Genomic DNA, 26,892 nt, shown 5'->3' with positions numbered 1-26,892 from the left:
CCATGTCCCTGCGCAAAACCCTGTTTCTATTCTTCACCGGATGGCTGATCGTGATCAGCGCGCTGCACGCGCGCTTGAATCCCGACTCGGTCCGGGACTTCCGCGAATTGGTGGCTTCGTTACGCCGCGACAAGACCGTCGTCACGACCGACAAATTCAAGATCGGCTTCCTGCCGGTCACCTGCCATCTCACCTGCCCGGTCACGGATTTCATTAACCAGCAACTCACGGGTGGGAGCACGTTTCAACCCATCCGCTTCAATAGCTGGCCGGAACTGAAGGAATCGTATCTGGCCGGCCACACCCCCGCCACGTTCATCCTCGCGCCCATGGCCATTGCGTTGCGCGAACAAGGCGTGCCGATCAAGATCGTCTATCTCGGCCACCGCGATGGCACGGCCGTGATGGTGCATAAAGATTCGCAGATTTTTCGCATGGAAGATCTGCGCGGAAAACGGGTCGCCGTCCCGAATCGCTACTCCAATCAACGCCTGCTCTTCTTCCGCGCCCTCAAGCTCGCGAACATGACCATCGCCGACATTCAGCTCGTCGAGATGCCGCCGCCCGACATGCCCGCGGCGCTCTACTCGAAATCCGTGGATGCGATCTGCTCCGGTGAACCTTTCATGGGGCAGACCGAACTCGACGGCTACGGCCGCGTTTTGTGGCTGACGAAAGACGTGTGGCCCAACTTCATCTCCTGCGTGCTCGCCGTGCGGGACGACGTCATCCAGACGCGCCGCACGGATGTCCAGGCGCTGGTCGATGGCATCGCGAAAAGCGGCAAGTGGCTCGACAAAAGCATGGATCACCGCATGAGCGCCGCACAGTTCGTCTCGAAAAACTACTACATGCAGGACCCGCGCCTCCTCATCTTCGTGCTCAGCAAACCACCGGATCGCGTGAAGTACACCCGCCTCACCCCGCTCAAGCCGGACTTCGAGGAAATCGAGATGCTGGGCAAGGAATCGGGCATTCTGAAAGGCACCGCCCACTTTGAGGATTACGTCGATCCCACTTTCGCCGACGCCGCGACCGAGCATGCCGACGCCTGGAATTTCGAAGGCCCCAAGCCATGAGCACCGTCGTCGCCGAACCCTCTCCGCCACCCGCGCAGCAGGACGATCCCGCCGCCCCTCCCGCCCGGCGCAAAGACCCGCACGCCTGGCTGAAGCTCGCCCTCCCCTTGCTGGTCGCCGTCGTATTTCTTTTCGCGTGGGACACCGCCGTCCGCATCTCGGCAAGCGAGGTCTTTCCCCGCCCGCTCGAAGTGGCCAAAGGCATCCGGGAGCTCATCCAAAAAGGACTGCTGGTCAGATACATCGTCGCCTCGCTCTTCCGCGTGACGTGGGGCTTCGGTCTCGCCGTGCTGGTGGGCGTGCCCTTCGGCTTGTTCCTCGGCTGGTTCAGCCGCGCCTACCAGGCCTTCAACCCGATGATCCAGATCTTCCGGCCGATCTCGCCGATCGCCTGGATCCCCGTGGCCATTCTTTGGTTCGGCATCACCGACATCGCGCCCATCTTCCTCATCTTCCTGGCGAGCGTTTTCCCGATCACCGTCTCGGCCACGGCGGCGGTGATGAACATGCAACAAGTTTATTTGCGCGCGGCGCAGAATTTCGGCCTGCGCGGACTGCCGCTGTTCCGCCGCGTCATTCTTCCTGCGGCGTTGCCGCAAATCATCACTGGGATTCGCATCGCCTTGGGTGTGGCGTGGCTTGTCGTCGTGGCGGCGGAAATGATCGCCGTGAACTCCGGCCTCGGCTACCTCATCATCGACGCGCGCAACGCCGGCAAGCGCTACGACCTCGTCGTCGCCGGCATGGTCATGATCGGCCTCATCGGCCTCGTGCTTGATCTGCTCGTGCGCCGACTGGAGAACTTCGACGAGGTCCGGTGGGGTTACGCCAACAAATGAGCAGCGTCGTTCATATCCGCGATCTTTGGATGAGCTTTCCCGGCAAGGAATCCGGCCAGCAGATCCACGTCCTCGAGCACATCGATCTCGAAGTGACCCCGGGCGAGTTCGTCTGCATCGTCGGCCCCAGCGGCTGCGGCAAATCGACCTTGCTCAATATCATCGGCGGCTTCCTCACGCAGACGCGCGGCGAGGCCCTTGTCGAAGGCCAGCCGGTGCACGGACCCGATCCCCGCCGCATTTTCGTCTTCCAGGAAAACGGCGTCTTCCCCTGGCTCACCGTACGGGAAAATATCGGCTTCGGCCTGCTCGCTAAACCCGAGGAAGAGCGGGAGAAAACGGTCGCGCACTACACCGAGATGGTCGGTCTCAACGGCTTCGAAAACGCCTACCCGCGCGAACTCTCCGGCGGCATGCGCCAGCGCGTGGAAATTGCCCGCGCCCTCGCCGCCAATCCCGACATCATTTACATGGATGAACCATTCGGCGCGCTCGATTTCATCACCCGCTTGAAGATGCGCGCCGACCTCGTGCGCATCTGGCAGGCGGAAAAAAAGACCATTCTCTTCGTCACCCATGACATCGAGGAAGCCGTGCAACTTGCCGACCGAGTCATCATCATGAGTCGCCGCCCGGCAACCATCCAGAAGGTGGTGCCCGTCAATCTTCCCCGCCCTCGCGACCTTGATTCCGCCGGCTACCTCCAAACCCGCGACGAAATTTTTCAGTCGATGGGCATGAGTGTGCGGATCGGCTTTTAAAGAGCCGTCGCTGGAGGCGAACCGAAGGCCTTAAGATTCGATCCACCGCATGAGCATGGCGATCAGGACGCCGCCAGCGGTGAGTTCAAGCGTAGTCTGGACTGCCACCGAGTGCAGATCCAGTTTGGGACGGTGAAAGTGGGGGAACTTCATAGCTTACCTTAAGCATCGCCCATGCCTCCAACCGTGGACGCTCGCGAAATTACAAAATCTCCGCTTCGTCCGGGAATCCGGAATCACGGCGGATCGAGTCCAGCCGGCGGCGCATCCCGCGGGCGGATTCCGGGCGATTCACCGCACGAATCACCGCCATCACCACCACCGGCAGCGCCAGCAAGGCGCCGATCGAAATCATCGTCGTCGCCGTCGTTTTCTGGGCGGGGCGGCCGAGCTTGCCGGCGATCAGCAGACCGATCCCACAGCCCACGGCCGTCTGGGTAATCGCCAGGAGACTGGTTTGCACAGGATCGGATGACTTCGACATGATGCTCGCAATATGCAATGGGCGTGCCAAAAGGAAACCTGAAAAACACCATGGCCAAACCCCTTTATGTGCTCATCCTTGCCGGCGGCAGCGGCGAACGCTTCTGGCCGCTGAGCCGCAAGTCGAAACCCAAGCAACTCCTCTCGCTCTTTTCCGAGGAGACGCTCCTCGAGGCCACCCTGCGCCGGCTCGACGGCCTCGTGCCCGCTGAGCAAGTCCTCATCCTCACCAACGCCGACCAGGAAAGCAGCGTCCGCTCGCTCTGCTCCACGCTGCCGCGTGAAAACATCATCGCCGAGCCCGCCAAGCGGGACACCGCCGCGGCCATCGCCCTTGGCGCCGGCTGGATCGCCCAGCGCACGCCCGACGCCACGATGATCGTCCTGCCTGCCGATCACCTCATCAAGGACACCGCCGGCTTTCAGCACACCTTGCGCGTCGCCGCCGCCGCCGCCGAGGAAACCGGCGAACTCGTCACCATCGGCATCAAGCCCACGTGGGCCTGCCCGGGCTTTGGCTACATCGAGCAAGGAGCGCCCCTCGCCCTGGCGAGCGGTCCCACCGACCCGCCCATTTTCGAAGTCACCCGCTTTCGCGAAAAGCCCGACGTCGAGCTGGCCGAGACCTTCCTTGCGCAGGGCAATTTCCGCTGGAACGCCGGCATGTTCATCTGGACGGTGCGCGCCATTCTCAGCGCCTTCAATCGCTACGCGCCCGCGCTCGGCGAATTCATCGGCCTCCTGCATGCCGGCGAAGATTTTCCCGCCCTGTTGCGCAACGCCTTCCCAACGCTCCCGAAGATCTCCATCGACTACGCCATCCTAGAGAAGGCCACCCGCGTGCTGGTGGTGGAAGCCGCGTTCGACTGGGACGACGTCGGCGGCTGGGAAGCGGTCGCGAAGTACCTCAAGTGCGACCACGCCGGCAACCACAGCAACGGCGAAGTGAAGGTCCTCGAGGCCGCCAATAACATCGTCTTCAGCAGTGAAGGCCGCACCGTCGCCCTGCTCGGCGTGAGCGATCTGATCGTCGTGCAAACCGCCGACGCCATTCTCGTCTGCCACCGCCACGAGGCGGAGAAGATCAAACAACTCGTCGCGCTGATTCCTCCGGAGTTGCAATGAACGATTGGCCACAAAGAAGCACAAAAGACGCAAAAAATCCGGGCCTGATACCCGCGCTATTGTTTGCCTATTATCCTTCCGTTCCGATGCCAGCCTTTTGTGACTTTTGTGCCTTTTCGTGGCCATCCCCATGAAGCGCGCCCTCGGGATCGATCACGGCGACGCACGCATCGGCCTGGCCATTTCCGACGACCTCGGGATGCTCGCGCATGCGCTGGAGACGATCTACGTCAAGGAGACCGTCGATCCCGTGGCGCACATCGCCGCCGTCGTCGCCAGCCGGGACATCGGCCACATCGTCCTCGGCCTGCCCCGCAACATGGACGGCACCTACGGCCCCGCTGCGGAAAAGGTCCGCGCCTTTGCCGAGAAGCTGCGCACCGCCTGCCCCTGCCCGGTCAAGCTCTGGGACGAAAGGCTCACCTCCGTCGCCGCCCAGCGCTCTCTCCACGAAGCCGGCCGCAACGTGAAAAACAGCCGCGAGGTCATCGACCAGGTCGCCGCCCAGCTCATCCTCCAAGGCTGGCTCGATTCGCAGGCGATGCTGGGGTAACGGCGGCGCGGTTGCGGCACCGGCACGCCGCACTTCCCTCCACCCGTTCGCGCGGGTTACACTGTCACCAATGAGCGACATCCTCCGCCTCAAGCTCCTCATCGCCTACGATGGACGGCCCTTCCGCGGCTGGCAGAGCCAGGCCACGAAGGACGCCGTGCAGGACCACGTGGAAGCAGCCTTCGCCAACACCATCGGCGAAAAGGTGAGCGTGCAAGGCAGCGGACGCACCGACGCCGGCGTCCACGCCCTGGCGCAGATCGCTCATGCCGACGTCCCCACCGCCCGTCTTGAGGTCACCGCCTGGCAAGGCGCGCTGAACAACTTTCTCCCCCCTGAAATCCGCGTCTTGCGCGTCACCCGCGCCGCGCCGGATTTTCATGCCCGCTTCAGCGCCCGCGGCAAGATCTACACCTACCGCATCTGGAATTCCCAGTACCTGCATCCGCTGGAAATCGGCCGCGTCTGGCACATGCCGAGCGCGCTCGATCTCGATATCCTCCGCGCGGGCCTGGTGTTGCTCGAGGGCCAGCACGACTTCGCCGGCTTCGCGGCCAACCGCGCGCCCGGCTATGCCGCGGAGGACACCGTGCGCACCATCCAGCAAATCACCCTCTCGCGCCGCGGCGAATTGCTCACCCTGCGCTTTGAAGGCAACGGCTTCCTCTACAAGATGGTCCGCCTGCTGACCGGCACGCTCGTCCGCTGCGCGCAAGGCCGTGCGGAACTCACTTTCATCCATGAACTCCTCGCCGAAAAAGGCGCGCGCAAGACCAGCTTTGCCGCCCCGGCGGAAGGGCTCTATCTCACCCGCGTGCTTTATTGAGCGCCGGGCAGCGTGTTCGTCGCGGGAGGAGTCGTCGCCGCCCCCGGAACAGTGGTCGCACCCGTCGTGGTCGTGCCGTCCGTCTTCGGCTTCAACTTGATCGCGTATTTATCGTACTCGTAAGTCAGGTTCGCGACCTCGCAGAGATACTTCACGGCTTCGGTGAAGGGGACATTGGTCAGGTTCAAGGTCACCGTCTGCGTGTTCACTTGGTCCGCCGGCAATTGCACGACGAAGTTCACCGCCAGCTTGTTGTTCGATTGCCGCTTCACCGCATTCCGCAGGTAATCCAGCGCCGAACTCAGGGTCGCCTCGTGAAATTGAATCTGTGGGATCACGATCGAGGCCATTTGCCTCTCGATGGGGACCGATGCCGTCTTGCCCGTGCCCATCTCGGCCTTGAGGCGCACCAGGAACTTGATGGCCGTGGTGTTGCGCGAGTCCATGCTATAGACCATCTCGAAGGCGGACTTGGCGCCCGCGAAATCACCTTTCGTGTAGGCGTTCTGGCCTTCGGTAATCAGTTGTTGAATCTGGGTCGCCGTCTCATCCGCGTAAACCGCGGTGGCAAACGCAAGCGTGAGGGTGCAAGCGAGGAACTGGAGGGGTTTCATGCCGCCAATATGCCACCGCTCCAGCCAAAAGCCAAGTGGGGTACAGGCGACAAACTCCGAAGGTAAATTCCCCGGAAACTAGTCAAAAGCGCCGATTTGACCCTTCGGCTAAATAGCAACCAAACCCGCTACTTCTGCGCTCGCCTCGCTTCATTTTCGCAATCGTATCGCAATCAATACGATCAGCACGATAAGCGGAATGAGGACAGGCCAACCAATGTGAATCGAGCCACTAAACCCTTCGGGGCTAGGCGACTTTTGGATGGATGTCATAACCAAGACTCTCCAACTGTGTCGTCAGGGCCTGAAAGCCGGAAGTCCAAAAGAACACCGATGCCCAGAAGACGACAAACTGCGGAAAGGATGGCTCTGAATGTTCGATGCGGAGACCGACGGAAAAAATGCCGCGATGCCTACTAAGCCTCCGAATCTTGTCTTTGGGGAAGAGGTACTCATGGCCCATGCAGGAAAGATGGAGACCGTCCGCGTCGGCTGAAAGTGTAGCGAATGGAAAAGTCGCATTGAAGTAGTCGAGCCTCGCTCCACCTGTTTGAGAGAATCCTGGGTTCACGGGAAATGTGCGGTGTCGCCTAACCGACAGATTAGATGTCGGCTTGGATTTCTACCCCGCCGCCAGACCCTGCAAATCCTCCAGCGCCACGTACTCCAGCGCGGAGATGTGCGTCGCCGCCAGCACCACTTGCGGCGCGCAGCCGGCCTCGAACGCTTCCGCCCAGCGCGTCACGCACAGGCACCAGCGATCACCCGGCTTGAGGCCGGGGAAGTCGTATTCGGGCACGGGCGTGGAGAGATCATTCCCCGCCGCTCGCGAGAAGCGCAGGAAGTCCGCCGTCATCACCGTGCAGACCGTATGCAGACCATGATCCCCCGGTCCGGTGTGACAGCAACCGTCGCGATAAAAGCCGGTAGGCGGATCGAAGCTGCAAGGCTGCAGCGGCTGGCCGAGAACGTTGGAGGCTTGGGACATGGCAGTAGCAGCACTATCGTCTCATCGACCTATCGGTCATCTACTTCCTATTCTTCCTAGATCTTGTCGGCGGAATACTCCCAGCCCTTGCGATACTCGGCGCGTTTGATGAACTTCGAGGCCTCGGGCAGGCCCACCGCTTCGAGATTCAGCGCGTCCCACTCGATGCGCACACCGGGATAGTGCATGGCCAGGCCACCGACGAGCGTTAGCTCCGTGAGCGGCACCGAATAGTCGAACTGCGACATGAAGCGGAACGGCGTGCCGTTCTTGATCGCCAGCGTGAATTCCTCCTGCGGAGCGCCGGCCTTCGGGCTGCGCTCCAGCGTCTGCGCCACGGGGCTCGCCATGATCGCTTCGCGCCGGGCCTTGGGCCAGATCTGCGGCTCCTTCGCCTGGTCGTGCGGATTGAAAATGACCCCTTCGCTGCCGACGATGTACCATCCGCCCGGCGACACCTTGCCCGCCTTCTTCGGGTCCTTGTCCTTGAACGCTTCCGCCTGGTCGACCGCCTCGGGGAAGTCCGGCAGGTATGGTGTGCCGTCGGCCTTCTTGCCTTCGTACCAAGTGAGCGTGATGTCGCCGTGGCCCCGCACATCGGGGAATTCCATCTTCACGATCGAGCCCTTGGGCCACGCGGTGTCCGTGATTTCGTCCACCTGCGTCGCCGTGACATAGCGCGGCACGCCGAGATCCAGCGCCCACGAGGCGGCGTCGATGAGATGGCAGCCCATGTCGCCAAAGGCGCCCGCACCGAATTCGATGAAGCCGCGCCACTTGAAGGGATGAATGTCGGGCGAATACATATGGTGCGGCGTCGCCGCCAGCCACAGTTCCCAGTCGAGATTCGCCGGCACATCCGCAGGCTTGAAGACGACGTCCTTGCCCTGCGGCCAGATGGGGCGGTTCGTCCACACGTGGACTTCCTTCACCTTGCCGATCACCCCGGCGGCGATCCACTCCTTCACCACGCGGTTGTCGTCGTAGGTGTGGCCCTGGTTGCCCATCTGCGTGATCACACCCTTCTTCTTCGCCGCCTTGTGCAGTTCGCGTGCTTCCCACAGCGTATTGACCAGCGGTTTTTGCACACACACGTGCTTGCCCGCCGCGATGGCATGCATCGCCGCCGGATAGTGCGCGTGGTCGGGTGTCGACACCGTCACCGCCTCGATTTCTTTCACCTCGTCGAGCATCTTGCGGAAGTCGCGGAACAGCTTCGCATTGGGAAATTTCTCCGCGGCCTTGGCCAGCGTCTTTTCATCCACGTCACAGAGCGCCACGACCTCGTTGCCTTTCGACAGCCCTTCGAGATCCGACGCGCCCTTGCCTCCACAGCCGATCGCCGCCACGCCGAGCTTGCGGCTCGCGGGGACTTCATCGGCGCGGGTGAGGATATTCGGCAGGATGATGCCACCGGCGGTGGTGGCGGTGAGGCCCTTGAGGAAGGAACGGCGGCTGGGACGGAGGAAGGGAGAGTTCATGATGAGGTGGGGAAACGAAGCGAATGGCGCTTTGGTTGGGAGCGGCACATTTCACAACCCGCGGCCCAAGCGCAAGCTTAGAGGCGGCTTACGCAAAACCGTAGCTGGGGAAATGCTTGCACCCGCCGCCGAACGGGTGTCCACTTTTTATACGGACGTCAGGGCGAGCAAATCCGAACTCCCACTAGAATACCTATGGAACAGCTCATTACCGTTGCCACTTTCAACGAACGCGACCCCGCCGATCACACCGCCACCCGCCTGCGCGAAGCCGGCCTCAACGCGGAAGTGTACGACGAATCCCACGAGCAGAAGTGGAAGCTGTTCAACCTCCATCCGCGCGCCCACATGCGGGTCCGCGTGCACTCCACCGAGGAGAGCCGCGCCCACGCCTTGCTCGACGAATGGGAACACGCCGACCCCGCCCTCAGCCAGGCCATCAAGTGCCCCGAGTGCGCTTCCTCGCGCATCGAGTTTCCGCAATTTTCCCGCCGCACCATCATGGGCGCGCTGCCCGCCTTGGTCGCCGCCACCGGCGTGATCGCGCAGGAATACTACTGCGAGGCCTGTCACTTTACCTGGCCCGCCGTCACCAAGGACGAGCCCGAGCTCGATGCCTTGAATTGGCGCAAGAGCGCCAAGGTGCCGTAGGGATCGGTCCGGGCGGATTTGATCCGGTAATCCAGTTCCCGCAGGAACGCCGTCTGCCCTCGACGCAGATGCGCGAAAAGCTCCGCGCGCCGGCCGCCCAGTGCCTGCAACGCGCGACCGTGGCCGAGCCACAGAAACCAGACACACGCCTCGCCGAGCAGTCGAAACCCGCACGCCCACGCGAAGCTCATGCCTCGCGGATGACGGGACGCGAGGCGGTCGCGATGAAAATCAATGTGTCGCGCTTCATCGCGCAGGATGAGCTGACACATGTCGGCGATCGGCTGATCTCCCACGTGACGCCGAATGACGCGGTAATAGCCGGTGCTGACAATTTCCACGACCAGCAGCACCAGCATCTCAAACTGCACCCCGAGACGGCGGCGAATGGCATAAAACAACTCGAAGCCAAAAGTGCTGGTCACGAAAGTCCCCTGCACCCGCTCCACGGCGCAAGCGAGGAGCCGCGAGTGTTCGCGCTCCTCGGCAAACCAAAGGTCGACGACCGTGCGCGCCTCTTCCGCCGAGCCGCGATAGCGCTCGGCATCGCGCGCCACCAGGCAACATTCGCCGCCGCCGTCGCCGAGTTGATACTCCGCGAGCGAAAGCGCGAGCAGGCGGCGCTTCTCCTCGGGCATGGTGAAGGGTGCGCTCCAATCGGGTTCACGACGATGAAGACGATTGGCGCGGAAGTGACGGATCCAATGTGGGTAGTTCATAAAGCGAGGGTGAAAATCACAGCGGCGTCGACTCGGGCTGCGGTTCGGATGACTTGTTGGCCCGCACTGGCCCGGCGGGATTGGTAGGAGCGCCAGTCGGACTGAGCCCGGCGCTCGATTTCCGCGCCCGCCAGTCGCACGACCCGTTCCCTGGCCTCGATTACGTCGGAGGTCACCCGATCCGTGGTGGAGGCCACGGAGCAGAGGGCCGCCCAACCACCCGGCCCAAGCGACTCGAGGTACTTGAAGTCCAGCGTGCGTGACCGGTTACTCCGCCACTGGCCGACATTGAACTCGGCGACAAAACCGGCCACATCCAGGAATTGCAGCACGAAGAAGAGCGTGAAGATGGCCAGCACGTTGCGAAAGATGAGCCCGTTCAAGCTCCCTTCGCGGACCACATGCCACGCGAGCAGGACGAAGCCGCAGGTCACCAGCAGGAGGAAGCATCCCACATAGACGCGCAACTCCGAGAGCTGATAGGCGTCGACATACAGTTTCAGCCGCAAGACGACGCCCGCGATCAGCAGGAGGTTTTGGCCGATCCAGAGCAGCGCGAGCGCCTTCAATCCACGGCCCCGGGCGATGTCGAGCGACTGCTGGAACATCGCCGCCAGCACCACGGCGGAAAGCAGCACGGCGAAGATGAGGCTGTAAACTCCGCTGTGCACGAATTGGCTGAAGGAGACGCCTTCGGGCAGTTTCGCGTGCTGCCAGAGGTACGAGACATCGATCGTGTTCACCGTGAAAAACAGCGCGTTGAGCACGAAGAGGATGAAGCGGCTCTGCCACACAGCCACCGTCCGGTCCGTGCGGACAACGCGCGACCATTGCCGCGTCCAAAAGCGCGGCTGCGCCCCGGGCTTGCGGGGCTGCACGAGCACGAGGGCCACGGTGCTGATGGCCAGCCAAAAGACGAGGTGTCCGAAGGAGAAGTCGAAATTCTGAATCCACTCGAGCACCGCGTTGGAGATGCGGCCGCAGAATTGACTGAATACCGCGTTGCCCATTTGAAAGACGACGAGGAAGACGATCCCCAGGCACGCGGCAGGCGCAATCGCCTGCAACGAGCGCGCCACGACGTCGGTATTGGCCTTGCTCAAGCCGACACTCACCAGAGCGCTGGAAGAGAGCCGGCGAAAAAACCAGGGCCAGCGCCCGAGCGAGCAAAGCCACCCGGCCAGCGCTTCCGACCAGCGCGCCCAGGCCGTGCCGACAACTTCCCGATAGCAACTCTCACCGACGACGACCGCGAGCAAGGCCGCGAGGACGATCGTGTTGGTCAACGACGTTTCCAACGCCGTGGCGACGGACGCCAGGAACATCAACCCGCAGGCGATGGCCGGTCGCCGCCGTCGGCCCGCAGGCGCATGCAGGAAGAGGACGACGATCGCCGCCAGGCAGAAATACAGTCCAAAGGGGAGACCGGGCGTCGGGCGCCAGAAGAGATAATCCGCCATCAAGACCAGGAGCGGAGCGATGGTGAGCGCGGGCCAGATGCGTTCATTCGGCAGAGGGGGCGCGGCGTCGAGAGGGAGATCGGAGGTGGATGAGTTCATGTGAATCAGTGGGTGGTGACGGAAAATGTGGCGGCGATGACCTCGAGACGCGTGCGCACCGTGGCGACCGTTTCCTTCAGCGTGCTGGTGCCGGCGGTGAGACCCACGACTTGCGCCTCGCGAAACCATTCCGCCCGCAATTCCTCCGCGCGCTCGACGTGATACACGGCGCGCCCCGCGACGGCGGCGGCGGCGACCAGTTGGAGCGTGTTGTTGCTGTTGCGTCCGCCCACCACCACCAGCGTGTCGCACTCGGCGAGGAGCTTGCGCAGGGCCGTCTGGCGATTCTTCGTCGGCTGGCAGACGGTATCGCAAAAGCGCACTTCGCTCGCCGGTCGCGCGTCGCGGATGGCCGCGACCAGCGCGAGCACTTTGTCCAAAGGCTGCGTCGTCTGGGAGATGACGCCGAGGCGCTCCGCGTGTGGCAACTGCGCGAGGTCGTCCGCGCTCTCGATGATGCACGTCCCGGGGAAGTCGCCGGTCAGCCCTTCTACTTCCACATGCCCGCGTTTGCCAATGACCACCGGCGCAAAACCGAGTTCCACCAACGTGCGTAGTTTCTCGTGCGCCTGCCGCACCAGCGGGCACGTGCCATCCGCCACGCCAAACCCCGCGTTGCGCCATTCGGTGCGAGCCTTGTCGGAAGCGCCGTGCGCGGTGATCATCACCTGCGGCGTCTGCGCGGAATCGGCATCGTGCAGCGCGCCTTCGCGCACGCCCTGTCGCATCAGGCGTTCGCGGACGATGGGGTTGTGGACGAGTTCGCCGAGGATGGTGAGCGGAGCGCGCCCCGCCAGTTCCTCGGCTTGGGCGATGGCGTCGCGCACGCCGAAACAAAGGCCGTAGTGTTCTGCGAGTTGGATTTTCATAATAGGATTTCGGAAGTAACTTTGTGCGACAAAGCTTGAGGGTAAAAAATTTTACGGTCGGCCGGCTTTGACGATCTGTTCGAGGATGGTCAGGTACTCTTGAAACGATTGGCGGCCCTTGTCGGTCAGCGCGTAGGTGGTCTGCGGGCGTTCCCGCACTTCCTTGAGTTCCTTGGTCACGGTCACGTAGCCGTTGTCGTGCAAGGTTCGCAGGTGCGTGATGAGATTGCCGTCGCTCAAGGCCAGTTCGGCTTTCAAATCCTGAAAAGACCAACTGGGTCGGGTGGCGAGGAGCGTCATGATTCCGAGGCGGCCCTTTTCATGGATGAGCTTGTCGAGTTTATCGAAGTCGAACATCGGTTCACGGCGTGCTGCTCAAGGTGGCGGGCGCCGACGCCCGGCGCGGCCAGGTGCAGGCGGCGTAGATCAGGTGAAAGCCGCCGAAGGTGGCGACCATCAAAAGGTTGGCTGCGGTGGGTCGATGTGTTTCACCGTGCCCCAGCATACGCGTCAACTCCAGCCAATGGTCGAACCCGAAGGAAAGAAAGCCCGCCACGAGGAAAAACCAACCCAGGATGGGAATGGATTTGGGAGCAAATTGGGCCGTAGCCAGCAACCCGAGTCCATAAAAGACCATCCAAATTGGCGGTAAGTTCCAACGCGCGCTCACACTTCCTAAAAAGAGAGAGGCAAAAGTAAACACGGCCCCGCAAAGCACAGGCGGAAAAAGCGCCCATAGCGCCTTGCGCATGGCCGGCGAGATGAAGGGTTCACTACGCTCGCGGGCGGCGCGCCAAATGAAAAGCGCGTTGGCGGTAATAGTGAGAAGAAGGACCGCCATCCAGCCGAAAAAGAACCAATGGGCAAACGCCACCTCTTCGATCCCCTGCGGCAACGGCCGCCACTGAAACCACAGCCACCCACCAAAGCCAGTGGAGCAAATGCCGCCGACGAGAGCTGAGGGAGCAGAGATGGCCCGATAAATCGTCGCCTTCTCCATGAGCGAACGAATGACGCGCAGGTGTTCCTCGGCTTCGGTGGCGGTCGGCATGCGGGGCACTTTGCGTGGCAAAGTATTACTTTGCAAGACAAAGTTACGGAAAATTCTTCGACTCCGGTTCGCAAGGATGCGCTTCCGCGCATAGTCACGACGTTCTCCTTTATGTCATCCTGAGCGAAGTCGAAGGATCCCGTCGCTCTACTAGCGATGTCGCTGGCTGGACGACGGGGTTTGCCCCGCAGTCCCATAGGCGTCTCGCTGCGCTCGGCTTTCGACTGCGTTACACTCCGCTTAGAATGACCCGCGAGGAGGGCGGCTTGTTTTCACACTTGCGCCGGTTTTGCCGAACCCATCCTTGCCGACGCTCTTGCTACGATTTACTTCGGTAATCCGATGAGTTGGTGAGACTACGGCGGCGAAGCGGCGTGCGGGCTATGCACCAAGGATTTTTGATGCAAGTAATATGCAATAATAAGGCGAGGTCCCATTGGCGATCGGCTCGCCAGAACTGTTTACCGAGCCTTGATCGGACCAGAGTAAGAATAGGCTGGTAAAGCCCAGTCAAGGCCGGTCAAGGCTGGTAAAGGTCCAAATTTTTTCCCAGCCGACACCGACGCTCACGTTGCGAGGCGCGGACGTAATGCCATTAAATGGCATTTAGCCTCGGCCGTCGGCGACTGCGGAATACCACAGCCTCTATTGGAGAGCCAGCCTACCCGCCGAGGCGGCGCTTGGGTTTGTTGGCCTTCTTATTCGAGTGCTTCCGCGGGCCGCTCGGAGGCTTGCCTCCGGTCTCGGGATGCCGGCCGAACTTCTGGCCGCGCGTTTCGTTGGCCTTGTCGCGCGGGGTGCGGGCGCGGAGATGGAGGAGGATCGGCAGGCCGGTGTAGGGCGCCTTCTCGCGCAGCTGCGTGTCGAGGTAGCGGCGGTAACTTTGATCGAGGAGCTTCTCGTCGTTCACGAAGAGCACGAACTCCGGAAGAGGGATGACTTTTCCGGACGGACGATCGGGCTGCGTGCCGAAGAGGATCTTCAGGCGCTTGCCGCTCTGGATCGCGGGCGGGTGGCCGGCGATGGCCTCGGCGAGCAGACGATTGAGCACGCCGGTGCCGATGCGGAACTGCGCTTCGGTGCGGATGCGCTCGATGGTCTTGAACAGGCGCGTGAGTTCGGCGCCGGTCTTGGCACTGACCAGCATCGCGGGCGCGTAGGGGATGAAGAACAGCTCGGAACGCATCTCCTCGAGGACTTCCTTGAGCTCTTCCTTGCCGTCGGTGCGGTCCTTGATGAGATCCCACTTATTGAGGGCGACGACGCACGGCTTGTTCGCTTCCTGGATCATGCCGGCGATCTTTTTGTCCTGCGCGGTGACGCCCATGGTGGCATCGATCACGAGGCAGCAGATGTCCGCGCGGCGGATGCTGGTCTCGCTGCGCATGACGCTGAAGACTTCGACGGTATTGTCCACCTTGCCGCGCGGGCGAATGCCGGCGGTATCGATGAGCACGTAGCTCTGGCCGTGGCGCTCGTAGGGGATGTCGATGGCGTCGCGCGTGGTGCCGCTGATCGGCGAGACGAGCGTGCGCTCATCGTGCAGAATGGCATTGGTCAGCGAGGACTTGCCGACATTCGGCCGGCCGACGATGGCGATCTTGATCGGCGCCGCCAGCGCCGCCGCGGCCTCTTCGGCGTAAACGGACGGCGGCAGCAGGCGTTCCAGCCAGGCGACCATCGGGAGGAAGCCGCGATTATGCTCGGCGCTGATCGCGATGGAATCGGGAAAGCCCATGCGCGTGAACTCGGCGGCGCGAGTCTCGTGTTGATCGACGTCGATCTTATTGATGGCCAGCAGCAGGGGCTTGTCGGCGCGGCGCAGCATCCGGGCGAGGTCCTCATCCAGGGGCGTGAGGCCATCCTGCCCGTCGACGACGAAGAGCAGGACATCGGCCGCCGCGAGGGCGATCTCCACTTCCGCGCGCACCTGGCCGGTGAAATTGGCGTCGACGTTCGCTCCAATGCCGCCGGTATCGATGATCTCGAAGGGGTAGTTGCCGAGTTTGCAGCTCGAGACGATGCGGTCGCGAGTGACGCCTGGCATATCGTGCACGATGGAAATCTTGCGCCCGGCCAGGCGATTAAAGATGGCGGATTTGCCGACATTGGGTCGGCCGACGATGGCTACGGTGCGGGGCATTGGGGAAAGTGGATGGTTGAGAGTGGATAGTGGATAGCCGGTTTCTCCGCGTGCGAACGCCGCCGGGCTGTCGGCCACAAGGTGATGGCTATCCGCCGATGGGGCAAGGCTTGCTTCGCGGCGGACGTCCACGCCTAACGAACGACGGCTATCAACTGTCCACCATCCCCTATCCACTTCTTCTCAAATCTCATTCGGATCCTTGGGATCCGGGTGCCCGTGATGATGCATCTGCGCAACACCTTGGGCCACATAGCCTATCCCGGAGAGCAAAGTGAAGATGCCCGCCAGCCAGACGGGAATATCGAGAAAGGCCACGTCGAGGTTCCAGCGGCCGACGACGAGGTTCTTTTGGAATGGGTTGTATTGGAGCATGTAGACCCCGATCGCGATCATCTGCAGCGCGGTCGCGGTCTTGCCCATCCAGGTCGGGCGAACGGACACGGTGCCATTGAGGAAATGCAGGGTGAGCGCGCCGATGACGATCACGGCATCGCGTGACACGACGAGCACGGCGAACCACACGGGAAATTCGTAGGCCCAATTGGAAAGGCTGAGCGTGATGATCCCGGTGAGGAGCAGTCCCTTGTCCGCGATGGGGTCGAGCACCACGCCGAGCCGGCTGCGCTGGTTGAAGCGCCGGGCGATATACCCGTCGATGCCATCGCTGGCCGCGGCGAGGACGAAGATGCCGATGGCCGTCCAGCGCTCCCATTCCTGCGGCTCCCCGCGCTGCACGCTGCGGCCGTAGTAGATGGCCATCATCACGAAGACGGGGATCAGGAGAATCCGCGTGATGGTGATTTTGTTCGCCGTGGTCATGGGGCCGCGAACATGGAACGGGAATTGCGGCTGGAAGGCAATCGCGCCTTGGCCTTTGAATGCGCACACCGATGGGCCTCCTCTCCCTTTTCAAAAACACGACATCGACGCCTGGGGCAGCCGCGACGACGCCGGCCGATGAGCCGCAGGGTCTCTGGCGGCAGGCGCCGTTTGCCGCCTTCGCTGCCGGTGAGGAGGTGCATTCGATCTATGTGCGCGACCGGGTGCCGGCGCTGGTGCCGTCCTTCGTCGTGGATTTTGCGCTGGGCTGCACGGCGTTTCGTTCGCTGCCTGTGCACATCGCCCAGTACGCGGAAAAGCATGCGTGGGGCAGCCTGGAAATCGAGGCGTTGCGCTCGTGGCTGCCAAAGTTGACGGAGGCCGGGATGCTCCTCTCGCGCGAGCAACTGCACGCTCGCGCATCGGCCATTGGCGATCCCCACGCGGAGCCGGCGAAGATCAGCGCGATCGGCTTCTCCACGGGGGGAGATCGCGGAGCGAGGCTGTTGCGCTCCTTTCGCAGCTTTGTCGAAAACGTGCGCACGCATGGGCGCACCGTGGATTTCCTGGTTGCCGATAGCTCGACAGAGCCTGCACAGCGAGGACGTCTCCGCGGGCAGGCAGGGGAACTGGGTGGCGATCTCGGCGTGACCGTCCGTTATCTGGGCGAGCAGGAAAAGCGGCGCTTTGCCGCGGAACTCTTGCGCCGCAGCGGATGCCGGCCGGAAGCACTGGAGTTCGGGCTGTTCGATCCGCTGGGGACAGGCTTCGCCCGTGGGGCCAATCGCAATGCGCTGCTGCTGCACGAGGCGGGCGCCATGCTCTCGAGCGTGGACGACGATGTGCTCTGCGAGTTCGCCTCCGCTCCGCCGGCGGACGCGCGCCTCGCGTTGTTCTCGAATGGCGATCCCTACGAGCGCTGGGTCTTCGCTGATCGCGGCAGCGCGCTCGAGGCCGTGAACTTTGAACCGCGCGATTATCTCGCCGAGCATGAAAAACTGCTCGGTCGCGATCTGGGCGCTTTGCTCACCGGCATGGGTGCGGCCGAAGGGGACGTCTCCAACGTAGGGCTCGGACTGCTCCGCAGGCTGGAAGCCGGCACCGCCCGGGTCCGCACCACGTTCATGGGCTGCGTCGGGGACCCCGAACTGCCAGCCTCCTGCTTCGACTACTTCCACAAAGGCCGGAACCGCGAACGCCTCACAAAATCGGCAGAGGAATCCCCCGCGAGCCTGGCCAGCCGCAGTGTCCTCGCGCGTCCACGGGTGCCGTCGCTGGGCGATGACAGCGTCGCACCGGGCATGGCCATCGGGCTCGATCATCGCGAGTTGCTGCCGCCTTTCTTTCCCGTGTTGCCCGCGGAAAGCATGGTCTTCAGCACTGCGACGTGGAAGTGCTGCGCGGGCTCGATCTCCGGGCATCTCCCGTTGTCCGTCCATCACGATTCCGGCGATCTCAACCCGGAGGATCGCGCGGCGGTGTTCGAGTTCGCACAAATGGTGCAGGCTATCCTGTCCCGCCACCAGTCCGGCGAGCTATTCGATAGCGCTATTCGCCTGCAGAAACTGGGGCGTCATCTCACCGAATTTGCCGCCCAGTCCGCGGCCGATTTTCGCGAGGCGTTCCATCACATCGTCCTCGAGCACGAGAGTCGCAAGATCATGGCGCTGGAGGAATCGTTGCGCACCGAAACCGACGCCCCGGAATTCTGGCGGCGCGACCTGCAGGATTTCCTCGATCACACCCGCGAGGCCATGCAGCAGGAAGACTTCGACATCCCCTACGCGTTGAAGGCCGGGCGCACCAGCGACGAAAACCGCGGCCTGATGCAACAGCTGATCGGCAGCTACGGTCTGCTGCTCGAAGACTGGCCGGGCATCGTCTCCGCCGCCCGCGACCTGCGTCGTGAAGGCACCTGCTTTTCCGTGGGCGCCAGCGGCGCTTAGAAGTGGAACGAGAGTCCCAGCGCGGTGCTGAAGCTCTGGTACGAGACGTGATCCTGGGAGGAGTCGTTATTAATGAAGCTCGTCGTCAGACTGCCGTACCAGTGGTCGTTGAATTGATAAATCAGGTTTCCCGCAACCGTGTGCTGGGAATCGCTCCGGTCGAAATCCGTGTAGTTGCTGTACTGGTAGACGTAGTATAGCTGGGCCGTGAGGTTGGAGCGGATTTGATGCGCGAAGCCGGCCACGATGCGATGCGCCTGGCGCGTGTCGATGGTCGGGTCGGAAACATACTCCGTGAAGCTGTAGCCCACGAAGCCCAGCGTCCGTCCGCCGTTGAACGCGATGCCCCAATCGGTGCCACCGGTGAAGCCGACGGCCTCGGTCTGCAACTGGCCGGTGTCGAAGCTTTCGTAGCGATAGGGTTCGATGGTGGTGTAGAAGCGCGGCAGCCCTTCTCTGATGTGGTAGTCCAGCGTCGCCTGGGCGCTATAGCCGACGAAGCCGTGGTCCTGAAACTTGGAGTAGATAGCCGACTCCACTTTCGTATCGAGGTCGAAGTTGACGTATTTGTTCAGCGCCGTGTGGAAGCCCGCTTCGATCGTAGGCAGGAAGATGACGTCACTGCTGCCATGGTTGCCCTGCAGCAGAGCGTTGGTCGTGTAGGCCGAACGCACGTCCACGTTGAACCGCAGCTTTTCGCGGAACGGGGTGCTGCTGCCCTTTTCATCGATCTCGCCGATGTCCTCGATCTCCTGCGCACTTTGCCGGGAGTTCTGCGCAAGCGAGCCCTTGGTGTGATAGGTGTAGGTCTTGCCATCCTGCGCGAGCACATGGCCGCAAACGCCGATGAACAAAAGGAGCGATGGAATGAGGCGCGCTTTCATCTTCAAGGAATGCTCAATCGCCGCTCGGGAAAGTGGAGATAGGCGGAGTGGGCGTCGCCGGTACGGGCGTCGGCGCCGGAGTAGTCACATGGGTTACCCTCGGCGTCGGAGTGGGCGTCGGTCCTTGGATACCGGTAAACCGCAATACAGCGGACGGCTGTGTGTTGACGCTATCGAACGAACCTTGGATTCCAAGCGCCTGAAAGGCCGCGAGCAGGGCCGCGTAGGTCGACCCCGTCGACGCGGGGAGGCCGGGCAACGGGCCATTGAAGGTCATCAGCTTGCCGTCGAAGGCTTTGGTCAGATCAAACGGGAGAATCTCGATCGTTCCATCCGGATTGACCCGCGCGAAGAAGCCCTGCGAAACCTTCTTGCCGGAGGGCACCAGCGTGATCTCGCCTTCGATGATGGCGATGATGTTGTCCGAGACCTTGCCGATCGTCCCCGTGATGGCCGCCGTGAAGCTGGGCGTTTTGATCGTCCCACCGCCCTTGCCCTTGGGCATGTAGAAAACAAAAGTACCCTTCTTCAGGTTCAGCGTCCGCGTGTTGGCCTCAAAGGAGAAGATCGTGTTCTGCCCGATGCGGACGATCGTGCCGTCGTCGTATTTCAACTCCGCCCGGGAGTCCGTCTCCGACATCAGGAAATTGGTCGACTTGACCACGTCATTGGGCGCCGCCGGACGCGTCTCACTCTTGTCGCCGATGACCTTGCCGTAGCTGACCTGGTTTTCCACCCGGGTCACGGTAGCCGAGGCCAACGGCTCCGCACTATGCAGAAAGCCCACCGAAGCCAGCACAACGGCAGCGACAACAACCTTCGTATTGAGCGGCAAATTACGGATTACGAACACGGCGCGGGAGAGTCTTCGGCGACCATAAGAAGGTCAAGCCGCAATATCCGGGCCAATTCCAGCGTTGTCGCCAGCCCGGCACCGGCTATTTACGTGCCCCATGTTTCTGAGGCTTCACTCTCATCATCGCACTCTCACGATGATCTGCCTCATTTGCACGGCCATCGTGGCTCTCCTTTATATGAACGAGTGGCTCCTCGAAAACGTCGAGCAAAGCAGTCGCGATTGGCTGCTCACGAATTCGACCGCGCGCAGGTCCCCGGCCGACCCCCGCATCGTGCTCTTGAGTATCGATGAGGCCACTCGTTCGCTCGACGCGCTTTTCGCCGATGATCTTGAGAAATCGGCAACGCTTCGCCTCATGAAGAAAGGCTGGCCTTGGGACCGGCAGGTTTACGCCGACATCATCGACCGACTGTCCGACGCCGGGGCCAGCGCCATCATCTTCGACGTGCTCGTCCCCACCGAAAAGCCCGGAGACGATGCTTTTCGAGCCGCCTTGCTCCGGCATCGCGACAAAGCGGTCATCGGCTCCAATCTCGTCGATAAGCGGCACATTCTTCCGGCGAAAAAGCTGCTACCGCCGGCCGACGGCCCCTCGTGGGTGGGATTCGTCAACGTGCATCCCGATCCAGACGGGCTGGTGCGCCACGTCTACTATCGAACCAGCGCCGAGGAATTCTTCGGCACACTTCCCGGCAGCAGCCCAGGGGAGATTTATTCCCTGAGCGCCCGCGGCTTGGAGAAAGCCGGGCTGCTCAGTCGCATTCCGCCCGGACATCATCCCGTGATGTGCCGCTACTCCGAGGAAATCGCGCCACGGTCCTTGGTGGACATCTTTGTCGATGTGCAATGGAACGCGCCGCCTTACAATGGGGGCGAACTCTTCCGCGACAAGATCATCGTCATTGGCGATACCCAGCAGGCGTCCGAAGATCGTATTCAAACGCCGTACGGCAGCACCTACGGCGTCAACATTCACCTCAACGCCATCAATGCCGTGTTGAAGGGAGATTTTGTCACGGAGCTTTCCAAAAAAGCGAATGTCGCACTGATCGTGGCCGGTGGACTTTTTGCGTGGCTGCTGGGCGCCTTCGTGCGCCGCCCGATCCTGCGCCTCCTGACTCTCGCGGTCGCGATGCTGGGCTACTACGAGATCGCCCAGAACCTCGCGAACAACTTCGATATCCTTCCCTCCTTGTTGAGCCCGCTGCTGGCCCTTGCCACCAGCGGGATCGTGTGGTCAGCGTGGGAACAGGTGCTCGATCGGGCGGAGCGACAGCGCTTTCGCCGCACTTTGGAACGCTATGTCTCCAAGGACGTAGTCCGCGAAGTACTCGACAATCGGCAAAGCTTTCTCAACTCGCTAGGGGGTGAGCGCAGAGAAATCACCGTGCTCTTTTCTGACGTCCGCAGTTTCACCACGCTCACGGAAAGCGCCGACCCACATGCCTTGGTCACACAGCTTAACGAATACTTCGAGGCAATGGTTGCGATTGTCTTCGCCAACCATGGCACTCTCGACAAATTTATGGGCGACGCGGTGATGGCCCACTGGGGAAGCATCGTCTCGAATGGCCCATCCGTCGACACCGCGCGCGCCATTACCGCCGTCCTGCAGATGCGTGAGGCTCTCGCCAAACTCAATACCGACTGGCGGGGGCGCGGGATGCCGGAAATGCAGGTCGGCTTCGGCGTCAACCACGGCGACGCCATCGTCGGCAACCTCGGCTGTGAAGCGAAGATGGAAGTCTCCGTCATCGGCGATGCGGTGAATCTCGGTTCGCGGCTCGAAGGAGCGACCAAGAAGTATCACCTCGATCTTTGTGTCGGCGAAAAGGCCGCCGCCCTCGTGCGCGACCAGTTCGTCCTGCGCTCGGTCGATTTGATCGTCGTGAAGGGCAAGACGAAGCCGGTGGAAATCTTCACCGTCCTCGGCAAACGCGGGGAAGCGGAGTTGCCGTGGCTGCCGCTCCACGAAGAGGCGATGAGGCTGTATCGCGCGGGTGACTTCCTCGCTGCGGAAAAAATCTGGCGCGACATTCTCGAGCAGGCGCCGGGCGATGCCCTGTCCAAAGTTTTCCTCTGGCGCACGATCACACTGCAGGCAAATCCGCCCGAACCGCCATGGAAGGGCGTATATGAAATGAAGAGCAAATGAGCAAAGAATTGCAACCCGGCGACCAAGCCCCCACTTTCACTGCCACCGCCGTCGGCGGCACCTACGGCTGGGGGGAACCCGTCAAGCTCAGCGCCTTCAAAGGCCAGACGATCATCCTCTACTTCTACCCCAAGGACGACACGCCGGGCTGTATCAAGCAGGCCTGCACCCTGCGCGACGCGTGGAAGGAATTCACCGGCCGGTGCGTCGTCTTCGGCGTCAGCATCGACTCGGCGAAGAGCCACACCAAGTTCGTCACCAAGTACTCCCTCCCCTTTCCGCTGATCAGCGACGAGGACAAGACGATCGTCGAAGCCTACGGTGTGTGGGTGGAGAAGAGCATGTATGGCCGCAAGTACATGGGCACCGAGCGATCCACGTTCGTCATCGGACCGGATGGGAAGATCAAGGCCATCTTCCGCAAGGTGAAGCCGGAGGAACATACGGACCTGATTCTGGCAGCCCTGTAAAATTTAATTCCAATAAATTACGTCCTCCTAACTTACTGAACGGAAATATGTTATGATTCAGTCCGACGCGCGATGAATTGACCTCGACGGATTGCACCCGCCACAACCTCGCCTATCTTCCCGCGACCTCGTCCCTTTCGCCCTGCATGAAGCCTTCCACCTTTCTCCCGCTCTACGAAAAACTCGAAGCCCTCGTGAACCGGCTGCCGCAGGGCCTCCAGACGCCGATCCTGCGGGAGATCACACCGATCAAGACGCTGTTCCTCATGCAACGCCCGCCGCGCATCGTGCTCGTGGGACCGAACGGCGCGGGGAAGGCGGAACTGCTCGCCGCGCTGTTTGGCGCCGAGGTGTTCCGTCCGGGCGAGGAGAATCTCAGCGACGGCCATTGGCAAACCATCGGCCGCGCCGGGCGCGGCAGCCTGCGCCTGCTCGATGCGCGCCGTCCCATCTCCCTGCCCCTGCTGCGCGATACGCTCACCCAGGAAGCGCCCGACCTCTTCGTCTTCGCGCGCCCGGTGGGCCCAATCGATGACACTCTCGCCGCCGACCTCGATCACACCACGCAACTCCTGCCCGTCGTCACCCCGCGCGAGGGCGCCACGCCGAAACTCCTCGGCCTGCTCCTGCCCGGCACCAGCAGCGACACCGAGGCCGCGCGCCAGGAACTCCACGCCGTCCTCCATACACGCCCGGAATTGAGCGCCCGCATGGTCGGCACCCTGGCGCTCTCCGCCGATGCCGCCGGCCAGCGCCTCGCCGAACTCATCGCCATCGAACTCCCCGGTGAAGCCCAGCTCGAGATGGCCCGTCTCTCCGGCAACCGTGTTCTGCAAAAGCAGATCGCGCAGGTCATCATCAAATCCATCACCGCCATCTGCACCGCCATCGGCACACAGCCCATTCCGCTCGCCGATTTTCCCGTCCTCACCTCGCTCCAGGCCACCATGGTCGCGGGCATCATGCACATCAGCGGACGCGAGATGAGCGCGAAGCTCGCCGCCGAATTCATGACCGCCGTCGGCGCCAATGTGGGCCTAGGCCTGGCCCTGCGCGAAGGCACCCGCGCCGCCATGAAATTTCTTCCCGGCTGGGGCAACGCCATCTCTGGAGCCGTCGCGGGGGCCGGCACCTACTCCGTCGGCCACGCGGCCGTCGCTTATTTCATCGAAGGCGTCTCCCTGCAAGACGCCCGCGGGATTTTCCGCAAGCGGAAGAAAGATCCGAAGTTGCTCAAGGAGTAAGTTGTCTACTCGGCGCTGCCGCGCTGGATGCGAAAGCGGACAAAGAGCGGCCCATCCAGTTCCGACCGCCGCGCCTTTTCGAAGGCATTGACCATCTCACGATAGACCGCTTCTTTCGCCACTGCGCCTTCCGCCGCCCAGCCGTTGGTGTTGAACACATTTTTGACGCCGGCGCGAACCGTCATGCTGCGGCTCCACCCCTGCGTCTTTTTCGCTTCGCCAGCGATCCACCGGATCGATACTTTGAATCCGGTTCCGTCGCCGGCACGCTCCGCGATGCAGGTCACCGTGCGCATGTCTTTGGGTAGGGTGGATTCCAACTCGTGGGCGAGCGTATCCAGTCGCTGCCCAGTCAAAGGTTGCCCTTGGAGGGAGACGTCGATCCCGGATGTTCCCGCAGCTGCGTCAATCTGCACCTCCCGCACCAAGCTCGCGAGATTAATGGCCAGCGGGCGAAAAGACTCATTCTTTGATTTCTCCAAACGCGTCCGCACCCCAGGCAGGGCGCCCAGTCCGAACGCGTTCGTGATCTTCGCCGTGACGGCGGCGCGGCCAGGAGCATCGCCAGCCGCGGCGAAAGCATCCAGCACGGGGGCCAGGTCTGACTCCGCAGCCGGGGCAATAGTCACGGGAACCGGAGGCGATAGCGGCGGCAGGCCGTTTTCCGAACGCCACTGATTGCGCAGCCGGGCAATCTGGACATCCCAATCGGTCGAAGTCCCCACCCATTGGAACTGATATTTCTGCGGCCAGCGTTGCGCCAAAACGAGGGCGGCCATATCGCAAACCCGCGGGTCCGCGTAGGAAAACTCATTGTAAATTCCCTCCAATCCCACGCGCCGCTCGGCATCGTCGAGGGCGGAGATGAGCAGGCGCTCGATGGCGGCACCCGCTTCCCCGGCAGGCAGAGCCGCCATGTAATCATTCGGACTGGAAGGCGCATGCACGGTCTTTCCGAGGCCGAAGCCCCCGCCGTTCTTCGGAAACGGCAAAAACACCTGCACCACCGCCAGCCGCACATCGACCGGCGCCTTTTGGTCATCCCGACCGAGCGCTTCGATCGCCTTCGCATCGCCGCTCGTGGCGAGAAACGTAATGAGTCCACCGACTTCGCCGTAAGCATCCGCTTCATCCGTCGAAAGACGGGGCTGGATTTTTCGCCAGGCCTCGATCATGGCCGGCACGGCCTCCTTGGGGTGACCGCCCTTGAACAACGCCTCCGCTGCATGCACCTGCGAATAGAGTCCGTTACTGGGCGCGAGCTTGGATTTCAGGAAGGCGAGTGGCATGTCCCCCGGCAGCTTGCCAGCCACCTCGACAAACTCCCCACGATAACCCTCGCGGGTCGACGCGCGGATGCCCGCCTCGATCGCGTCAATCGCCGCGTCCGGATACTTCTCAACCAGCTTGCGCGCTGCGGCGCAGCCCGCCTGGTCACCGGTGGCGGCGGCCTTGATGAGAACTTCTTTCTCTCCTTTGCCCTGCACTTCTGCCCACCAGTCTTCGGCGATCTGTCGCGTCGTCTTACCGATCGGTTTCCCGGCGTCCGTTCGACGCTGGTAAAAGCTCCGGCCCGACATGAATTCGAGAATTCTCTGAGCTACATTACCGACCCGGTTGACGGTCTCCCTGCCCAATGAATTGAACCTCGGCTCGATGAACCGCGTGAAACGCCGATCGTCCAGGGCCTCAATCAATTGCGGGACGGCAACGGGGCCGAGATCCACCAATCGATGCACGGGCGTGATTATCGTGATTACCTTGGCGCCATGACGCTGGGTGGCCATGAGCGGATACTTTTCATTCATGACCCAATAGGCGGAACCCAGATTGCGCAACTGATAGATATTCTCCGCAACCTGCTCGGCAGGCGACATCTGGTCGAGCGGCTTGGGATGATGCGCCGCTTCCTCGGCAATCATCTTGCGCAGAAGATCCGCAGCCTCTTGCGCGTAGGCGACCCTCGGGCTCGCGGGGAAACGCGCAGCGAACGGTTCATACCTCTTCAACAACTCCGCGAGGGAAATGGCCGGCCTCCCAAATTCCGCCTCGGTCCGGTTCAACAACTCCTCGCCGATCTGTTGCTGGAGGGCGTCGCGTAGCAATGCCGGATTGATCTTCCCAGTTTGCTCGTCGGGAATATTCGCACAGGCGTCGAACAGCGCGGCTGCGGTGTCCGCCAGTCCCTTTTGCTGGCAGGCACGGGCGAAGGCGAAGATGCGCGCCCGATGCGAAAGAGGGCTCCCCCATTGCAAATCAAAAGACCCCCGCAACCCGGGATAGCGGGCGGAGAACGTATCCTCGCGCGCCTTGTAGTCCTGCGGCCCGGAAGCGACGTCGCGTACGCGGGCCAGCACATCGGCGGCGACTTTCGGGAAATCGAGCACCTCGTAATCCACCCGCTGGTGGATTGGCACGTCGGTCTTGCGCACAAAACGGACGGTGGTGAGCGGCGGATACGGCTCAGACATTCCGAAGCCATCCTGAAAATCGGAAACGCTGCAAACGAAGACCGTGAAGCCCCCCTCGGGCTCTTCACCCGTGAGGAATCCCTCCACGAAGCGATTCTCGGGAGGCCTGTTTCCCCTGATGGTATACAACCCCGTCGCGACCCGCACATAGGGGAGGGTCTTGGCGTCCGGGTAGCCAAGCGTGTCGTACCAAGCCACCGCATCGGACACCCCATCCGCGCGGGCGGCGGGGGCCGCGATAGAACACGTCGCCAGTGCGGCGAGCGCGATCAGGAGGGTGGGCCGATGGCGGTAACACAT

27 protein-coding genes are annotated in these 26,892 nt (G+C 62.3%); 11 read left to right on the top strand and 16 right to left on the bottom strand.

The features are described from left to right. Positions 1-2: 2 nt before the first annotated feature. Genes ABJF10_RS00320 through ABJF10_RS00310 form a run of 3 tightly spaced genes read left to right on the top strand, consistent with a single transcriptional unit; the run spans position 3 to position 2,679 of the window. Entirely contained in the window at positions 3-1,079 is a 1,077-nt protein-coding gene (locus ABJF10_RS00320; RefSeq protein WP_348542506.1) for an ABC transporter substrate-binding protein, read from the top strand. Further along, entirely contained in the window at positions 1,076-1,918 is an 843-nt protein-coding gene (locus ABJF10_RS00315; RefSeq protein ID WP_348542505.1) for an ABC transporter permease, read from the top strand. The genes ABJF10_RS00320 and ABJF10_RS00315 overlap by 4 nt, the downstream gene beginning before the upstream one ends. Then, a complete protein-coding gene (locus ABJF10_RS00310; RefSeq protein ID WP_348542504.1) occupies positions 1,915-2,679 on the top strand; it encodes an ABC transporter ATP-binding protein in 765 nt (254 codons plus the stop codon). Before ABJF10_RS00315 ends, ABJF10_RS00310 begins: the two co-directional genes overlap by 4 nt. Positions 2,680-2,709: 30 nt before the next feature. Here the strand turns inward: ABJF10_RS00310 and ABJF10_RS00305 are convergent, their stop codons facing one another. Together ABJF10_RS00305 and ABJF10_RS00300 are read right to left on the bottom strand one after the other, a co-directional pair. Beyond that, positions 2,710-2,832, bottom strand: coding sequence for a hypothetical protein (locus ABJF10_RS00305; protein WP_348542503.1), 123 nt, complete (start codon positions 2,830-2,832; stop codon positions 2,710-2,712). A 49-nt stretch (positions 2,833-2,881) separates the two neighbouring features. Then, positions 2,882-3,142 (bottom strand): hypothetical protein, encoded by a 261-nt coding sequence (locus ABJF10_RS00300; RefSeq protein ID WP_348542502.1) that lies wholly within the window; start codon positions 3,140-3,142, stop codon positions 2,882-2,884. Positions 3,143-3,213: 71 nt separating this feature from the next. Between ABJF10_RS00300 and ABJF10_RS00295 the strand changes: the two genes are divergently transcribed. The 3 genes from ABJF10_RS00295 to truA all read left to right on the top strand — a co-directional run bounded on the left by ABJF10_RS00295 (position 3,214) and on the right by truA (position 5,666). Next, positions 3,214-4,287 carry a sugar phosphate nucleotidyltransferase gene (locus ABJF10_RS00295; RefSeq protein WP_348542501.1) on the top strand — a complete coding sequence of 358 codons (1,074 nt, stop codon included), beginning with the start codon at positions 3,214-3,216 and terminating at the stop codon, positions 4,285-4,287. Between the two features lie 130 nt (positions 4,288-4,417). Beyond that, positions 4,418-4,840: a Holliday junction resolvase RuvX gene (gene ruvX / locus ABJF10_RS00290; protein WP_348542500.1), complete on the top strand. Its 423-nt coding sequence runs from the start codon at positions 4,418-4,420 to the stop codon at positions 4,838-4,840. A 70-nt stretch (positions 4,841-4,910) separates the two neighbouring features. Then, positions 4,911-5,666, top strand: a complete 756-nt coding sequence (gene truA / locus ABJF10_RS00285; protein ID WP_348542499.1) for a tRNA pseudouridine(38-40) synthase TruA — start codon at positions 4,911-4,913, stop codon at positions 5,664-5,666. Here the strand turns inward: truA and ABJF10_RS00280 are convergent. The 4 genes from ABJF10_RS00280 to ABJF10_RS00265 all read right to left on the bottom strand — a co-directional run bounded on the left by ABJF10_RS00280 (position 5,660) and on the right by ABJF10_RS00265 (position 8,749). After that, positions 5,660-6,280: a hypothetical protein gene (locus ABJF10_RS00280; protein ID WP_348542498.1), complete on the bottom strand. Its 621-nt coding sequence runs from the start codon at positions 6,278-6,280 to the stop codon at positions 5,660-5,662. The genes truA and ABJF10_RS00280 overlap by 7 nt on opposite strands. 247 nt (positions 6,281-6,527) lie before the next feature. Beyond that, positions 6,528-6,851 (bottom strand): hypothetical protein, encoded by a 324-nt coding sequence (locus ABJF10_RS00275; RefSeq protein ID WP_348542497.1) that lies wholly within the window; start codon positions 6,849-6,851, stop codon positions 6,528-6,530. A gap of 51 nt (positions 6,852-6,902) precedes the next feature. Beyond that, complete coding sequence (locus ABJF10_RS00270; protein ID WP_348542496.1) at positions 6,903-7,268, bottom strand: DUF2237 domain-containing protein; 366 nt, start codon at positions 7,266-7,268, stop codon at positions 6,903-6,905. 56 nt (positions 7,269-7,324) lie between these two features. Further along, positions 7,325-8,749, bottom strand: coding sequence for a Gfo/Idh/MocA family oxidoreductase (locus ABJF10_RS00265; RefSeq protein ID WP_348542495.1), 1,425 nt, complete (start codon positions 8,747-8,749; stop codon positions 7,325-7,327). A gap of 195 nt (positions 8,750-8,944) precedes the next feature. Between ABJF10_RS00265 and ABJF10_RS00260 the strand changes: the two genes are divergently transcribed. Next, positions 8,945-9,400, top strand: a complete 456-nt coding sequence (locus tag ABJF10_RS00260) for a hypothetical protein (protein ID WP_348542494.1) — start codon at positions 8,945-8,947, stop codon at positions 9,398-9,400. On the opposite strand, the gene ABJF10_RS00255 is transcribed toward ABJF10_RS00260, so the two are convergent. The 7 genes from ABJF10_RS00255 to pgsA all read right to left on the bottom strand — a co-directional run bounded on the left by ABJF10_RS00255 (position 9,319) and on the right by pgsA (position 16,563). Then, complete coding sequence (locus ABJF10_RS00255; RefSeq protein WP_348542493.1) at positions 9,319-10,119, bottom strand: ferritin-like domain-containing protein; 801 nt, start codon at positions 10,117-10,119, stop codon at positions 9,319-9,321. The two genes, ABJF10_RS00260 and ABJF10_RS00255, sit on opposite strands and share 82 nt — an antisense overlap. Beyond that, positions 10,116-11,678 carry a DUF4173 domain-containing protein gene (locus tag ABJF10_RS00250; protein ID WP_348542492.1) on the bottom strand — a complete coding sequence of 521 codons (1,563 nt, stop codon included), beginning with the start codon at positions 11,676-11,678 and terminating at the stop codon, positions 10,116-10,118. The genes ABJF10_RS00255 and ABJF10_RS00250 overlap by 4 nt, the downstream gene beginning before the upstream one ends. 5 nt (positions 11,679-11,683) lie before the next feature. Continuing rightward, positions 11,684-12,547: a 4-hydroxy-3-methylbut-2-enyl diphosphate reductase gene (gene ispH / locus ABJF10_RS00245; protein ID WP_348542491.1), complete on the bottom strand. Its 864-nt coding sequence runs from the start codon at positions 12,545-12,547 to the stop codon at positions 11,684-11,686. A gap of 51 nt (positions 12,548-12,598) precedes the next feature. Then, on the bottom strand, positions 12,599-12,904 hold the full coding sequence (locus tag ABJF10_RS00240) for a transcriptional regulator (RefSeq protein WP_348542490.1): 306 nt from the start codon (positions 12,902-12,904) through the stop codon (positions 12,599-12,601). A gap of 4 nt (positions 12,905-12,908) precedes the next feature. Further along, on the bottom strand, positions 12,909-13,598 hold the full coding sequence (locus tag ABJF10_RS00235) for a hypothetical protein (protein ID WP_348542489.1): 690 nt from the start codon (positions 13,596-13,598) through the stop codon (positions 12,909-12,911). Between the two features lie 661 nt (positions 13,599-14,259). Further along, positions 14,260-15,741 (bottom strand): ribosome biogenesis GTPase Der, encoded by a 1,482-nt coding sequence (gene der, locus ABJF10_RS00230; protein ID WP_348542488.1) that lies wholly within the window; start codon positions 15,739-15,741, stop codon positions 14,260-14,262. Positions 15,742-15,924: 183 nt separating this feature from the next. After that, a complete protein-coding gene (pgsA, locus tag ABJF10_RS00225; protein ID WP_348542487.1) occupies positions 15,925-16,563 on the bottom strand; it encodes a CDP-diacylglycerol--glycerol-3-phosphate 3-phosphatidyltransferase in 639 nt (212 codons plus the stop codon). Between the two features lie 71 nt (positions 16,564-16,634). On the opposite strand from pgsA, the gene ABJF10_RS00220 reads away from it, so the two are divergent. Further along, on the top strand, positions 16,635-18,509 hold the full coding sequence (locus ABJF10_RS00220) for a hypothetical protein (protein ID WP_348542486.1): 1,875 nt from the start codon (positions 16,635-16,637) through the stop codon (positions 18,507-18,509). Here ABJF10_RS00220 and ABJF10_RS00215 read toward each other — a convergent pair. Beyond that, positions 18,506-19,393, bottom strand: coding sequence for an outer membrane beta-barrel protein (locus ABJF10_RS00215; RefSeq protein WP_348542485.1), 888 nt, complete (start codon positions 19,391-19,393; stop codon positions 18,506-18,508). The two genes, ABJF10_RS00220 and ABJF10_RS00215, sit on opposite strands and share 4 nt — an antisense overlap. 13 nt (positions 19,394-19,406) lie before the next feature. Further along, positions 19,407-20,246, bottom strand: coding sequence for a FecR domain-containing protein (locus tag ABJF10_RS00210; protein ID WP_348542484.1), 840 nt, complete (start codon positions 20,244-20,246; stop codon positions 19,407-19,409). A gap of 139 nt (positions 20,247-20,385) precedes the next feature. On the opposite strand from ABJF10_RS00210, the gene ABJF10_RS00205 reads away from it, so the two are divergent. From ABJF10_RS00205 to ABJF10_RS00195, 3 genes are all read left to right on the top strand, one after another. Further along, positions 20,386-22,407 carry an adenylate/guanylate cyclase domain-containing protein gene (locus ABJF10_RS00205; RefSeq protein ID WP_348542483.1) on the top strand — a complete coding sequence of 674 codons (2,022 nt, stop codon included), beginning with the start codon at positions 20,386-20,388 and terminating at the stop codon, positions 22,405-22,407. After that, positions 22,404-22,877, top strand: coding sequence for a thioredoxin-dependent thiol peroxidase (gene bcp / locus ABJF10_RS00200; protein WP_348542482.1), 474 nt, complete (start codon positions 22,404-22,406; stop codon positions 22,875-22,877). Before ABJF10_RS00205 ends, bcp begins: the two co-directional genes overlap by 4 nt. 146 nt (positions 22,878-23,023) lie before the next feature. After that, the gene (locus ABJF10_RS00195) at positions 23,024-24,121 is read left to right on the top strand and encodes a DUF697 domain-containing protein (protein ID WP_348542481.1); all 1,098 of its coding nucleotides are present in this window, start codon (positions 23,024-23,026) and stop codon (positions 24,119-24,121) included. A gap of 5 nt (positions 24,122-24,126) precedes the next feature. Here the strand turns inward: ABJF10_RS00195 and ABJF10_RS00190 are convergent, their stop codons facing one another. Then, the gene (locus ABJF10_RS00190) at positions 24,127-26,892 is read right to left on the bottom strand and encodes a hypothetical protein (RefSeq protein ID WP_348542480.1); all 2,766 of its coding nucleotides are present in this window, start codon (positions 26,890-26,892) and stop codon (positions 24,127-24,129) included.

The organism is Chthoniobacter sp. (assembly GCF_040003245.1).
Classification (GTDB): domain Bacteria; phylum Verrucomicrobiota; class Verrucomicrobiia; order Chthoniobacterales; family Chthoniobacteraceae; genus Chthoniobacter.
Note: the sequence above shows the minus strand (reverse complement) of the source record. Positions and strands in the feature narration are given on the sequence as shown.

Excerpts from the sequence above, each read along its gene's own strand:
- ABJF10_RS00320 (WP_348542506.1), top strand. The coding sequence starts at position 3 with ATGTCCCTGCGCAAAACCCTGTTTCTATTCTTCACCGGATGGCTGATC.
- ABJF10_RS00315 (WP_348542505.1), top strand. The coding sequence starts at position 1,076 with ATGAGCACCGTCGTCGCCGAACCCTCTCCGCCACCCGCGCAGCAGGAC.
- ABJF10_RS00310 (WP_348542504.1), top strand. The coding sequence starts at position 1,915 with ATGAGCAGCGTCGTTCATATCCGCGATCTTTGGATGAGCTTTCCCGGC.
- ABJF10_RS00305 (WP_348542503.1), bottom strand. The coding sequence starts at position 2,832 with ATGAAGTTCCCCCACTTTCACCGTCCCAAACTGGATCTGCACTCGGTG.
- ABJF10_RS00295 (WP_348542501.1), top strand. The coding sequence starts at position 3,214 with ATGGCCAAACCCCTTTATGTGCTCATCCTTGCCGGCGGCAGCGGCGAA.
- ruvX (WP_348542500.1), top strand. The coding sequence starts at position 4,418 with ATGAAGCGCGCCCTCGGGATCGATCACGGCGACGCACGCATCGGCCTG.
- truA (WP_348542499.1), top strand. The coding sequence starts at position 4,911 with ATGAGCGACATCCTCCGCCTCAAGCTCCTCATCGCCTACGATGGACGG.
- ABJF10_RS00280 (WP_348542498.1), bottom strand. The coding sequence starts at position 6,280 with ATGAAACCCCTCCAGTTCCTCGCTTGCACCCTCACGCTTGCGTTTGCC.
- ABJF10_RS00270 (WP_348542496.1), bottom strand. The coding sequence starts at position 7,268 with ATGTCCCAAGCCTCCAACGTTCTCGGCCAGCCGCTGCAGCCTTGCAGC.
- ABJF10_RS00265 (WP_348542495.1), bottom strand. The coding sequence starts at position 8,749 with ATGAACTCTCCCTTCCTCCGTCCCAGCCGCCGTTCCTTCCTCAAGGGC.
- ABJF10_RS00260 (WP_348542494.1), top strand. The coding sequence starts at position 8,945 with ATGGAACAGCTCATTACCGTTGCCACTTTCAACGAACGCGACCCCGCC.
- ABJF10_RS00255 (WP_348542493.1), bottom strand. The coding sequence starts at position 10,119 with ATGAACTACCCACATTGGATCCGTCACTTCCGCGCCAATCGTCTTCAT.
- ABJF10_RS00250 (WP_348542492.1), bottom strand. The coding sequence starts at position 11,678 with ATGAACTCATCCACCTCCGATCTCCCTCTCGACGCCGCGCCCCCTCTG.
- ispH (WP_348542491.1), bottom strand. The coding sequence starts at position 12,547 with ATGAAAATCCAACTCGCAGAACACTACGGCCTTTGTTTCGGCGTGCGC.
- ABJF10_RS00240 (WP_348542490.1), bottom strand. The coding sequence starts at position 12,904 with ATGTTCGACTTCGATAAACTCGACAAGCTCATCCATGAAAAGGGCCGC.
- ABJF10_RS00235 (WP_348542489.1), bottom strand. The coding sequence starts at position 13,598 with ATGCCGACCGCCACCGAAGCCGAGGAACACCTGCGCGTCATTCGTTCG.
- der (WP_348542488.1), bottom strand. The coding sequence starts at position 15,741 with ATGCCCCGCACCGTAGCCATCGTCGGCCGACCCAATGTCGGCAAATCC.
- pgsA (WP_348542487.1), bottom strand. The coding sequence starts at position 16,563 with ATGACCACGGCGAACAAAATCACCATCACGCGGATTCTCCTGATCCCC.
- ABJF10_RS00220 (WP_348542486.1), top strand. The coding sequence starts at position 16,635 with ATGGGCCTCCTCTCCCTTTTCAAAAACACGACATCGACGCCTGGGGCA.
- ABJF10_RS00215 (WP_348542485.1), bottom strand. The coding sequence starts at position 19,393 with ATGAAAGCGCGCCTCATTCCATCGCTCCTTTTGTTCATCGGCGTTTGC.
- ABJF10_RS00205 (WP_348542483.1), top strand. The coding sequence starts at position 20,386 with ATGATCTGCCTCATTTGCACGGCCATCGTGGCTCTCCTTTATATGAAC.
- bcp (WP_348542482.1), top strand. The coding sequence starts at position 22,404 with ATGAGCAAAGAATTGCAACCCGGCGACCAAGCCCCCACTTTCACTGCC.
- ABJF10_RS00195 (WP_348542481.1), top strand. The coding sequence starts at position 23,024 with ATGAAGCCTTCCACCTTTCTCCCGCTCTACGAAAAACTCGAAGCCCTC.
- ABJF10_RS00190 (WP_348542480.1), bottom strand. The coding sequence starts at position 26,892 with ATGTGTTACCGCCATCGGCCCACCCTCCTGATCGCGCTCGCCGCACTG.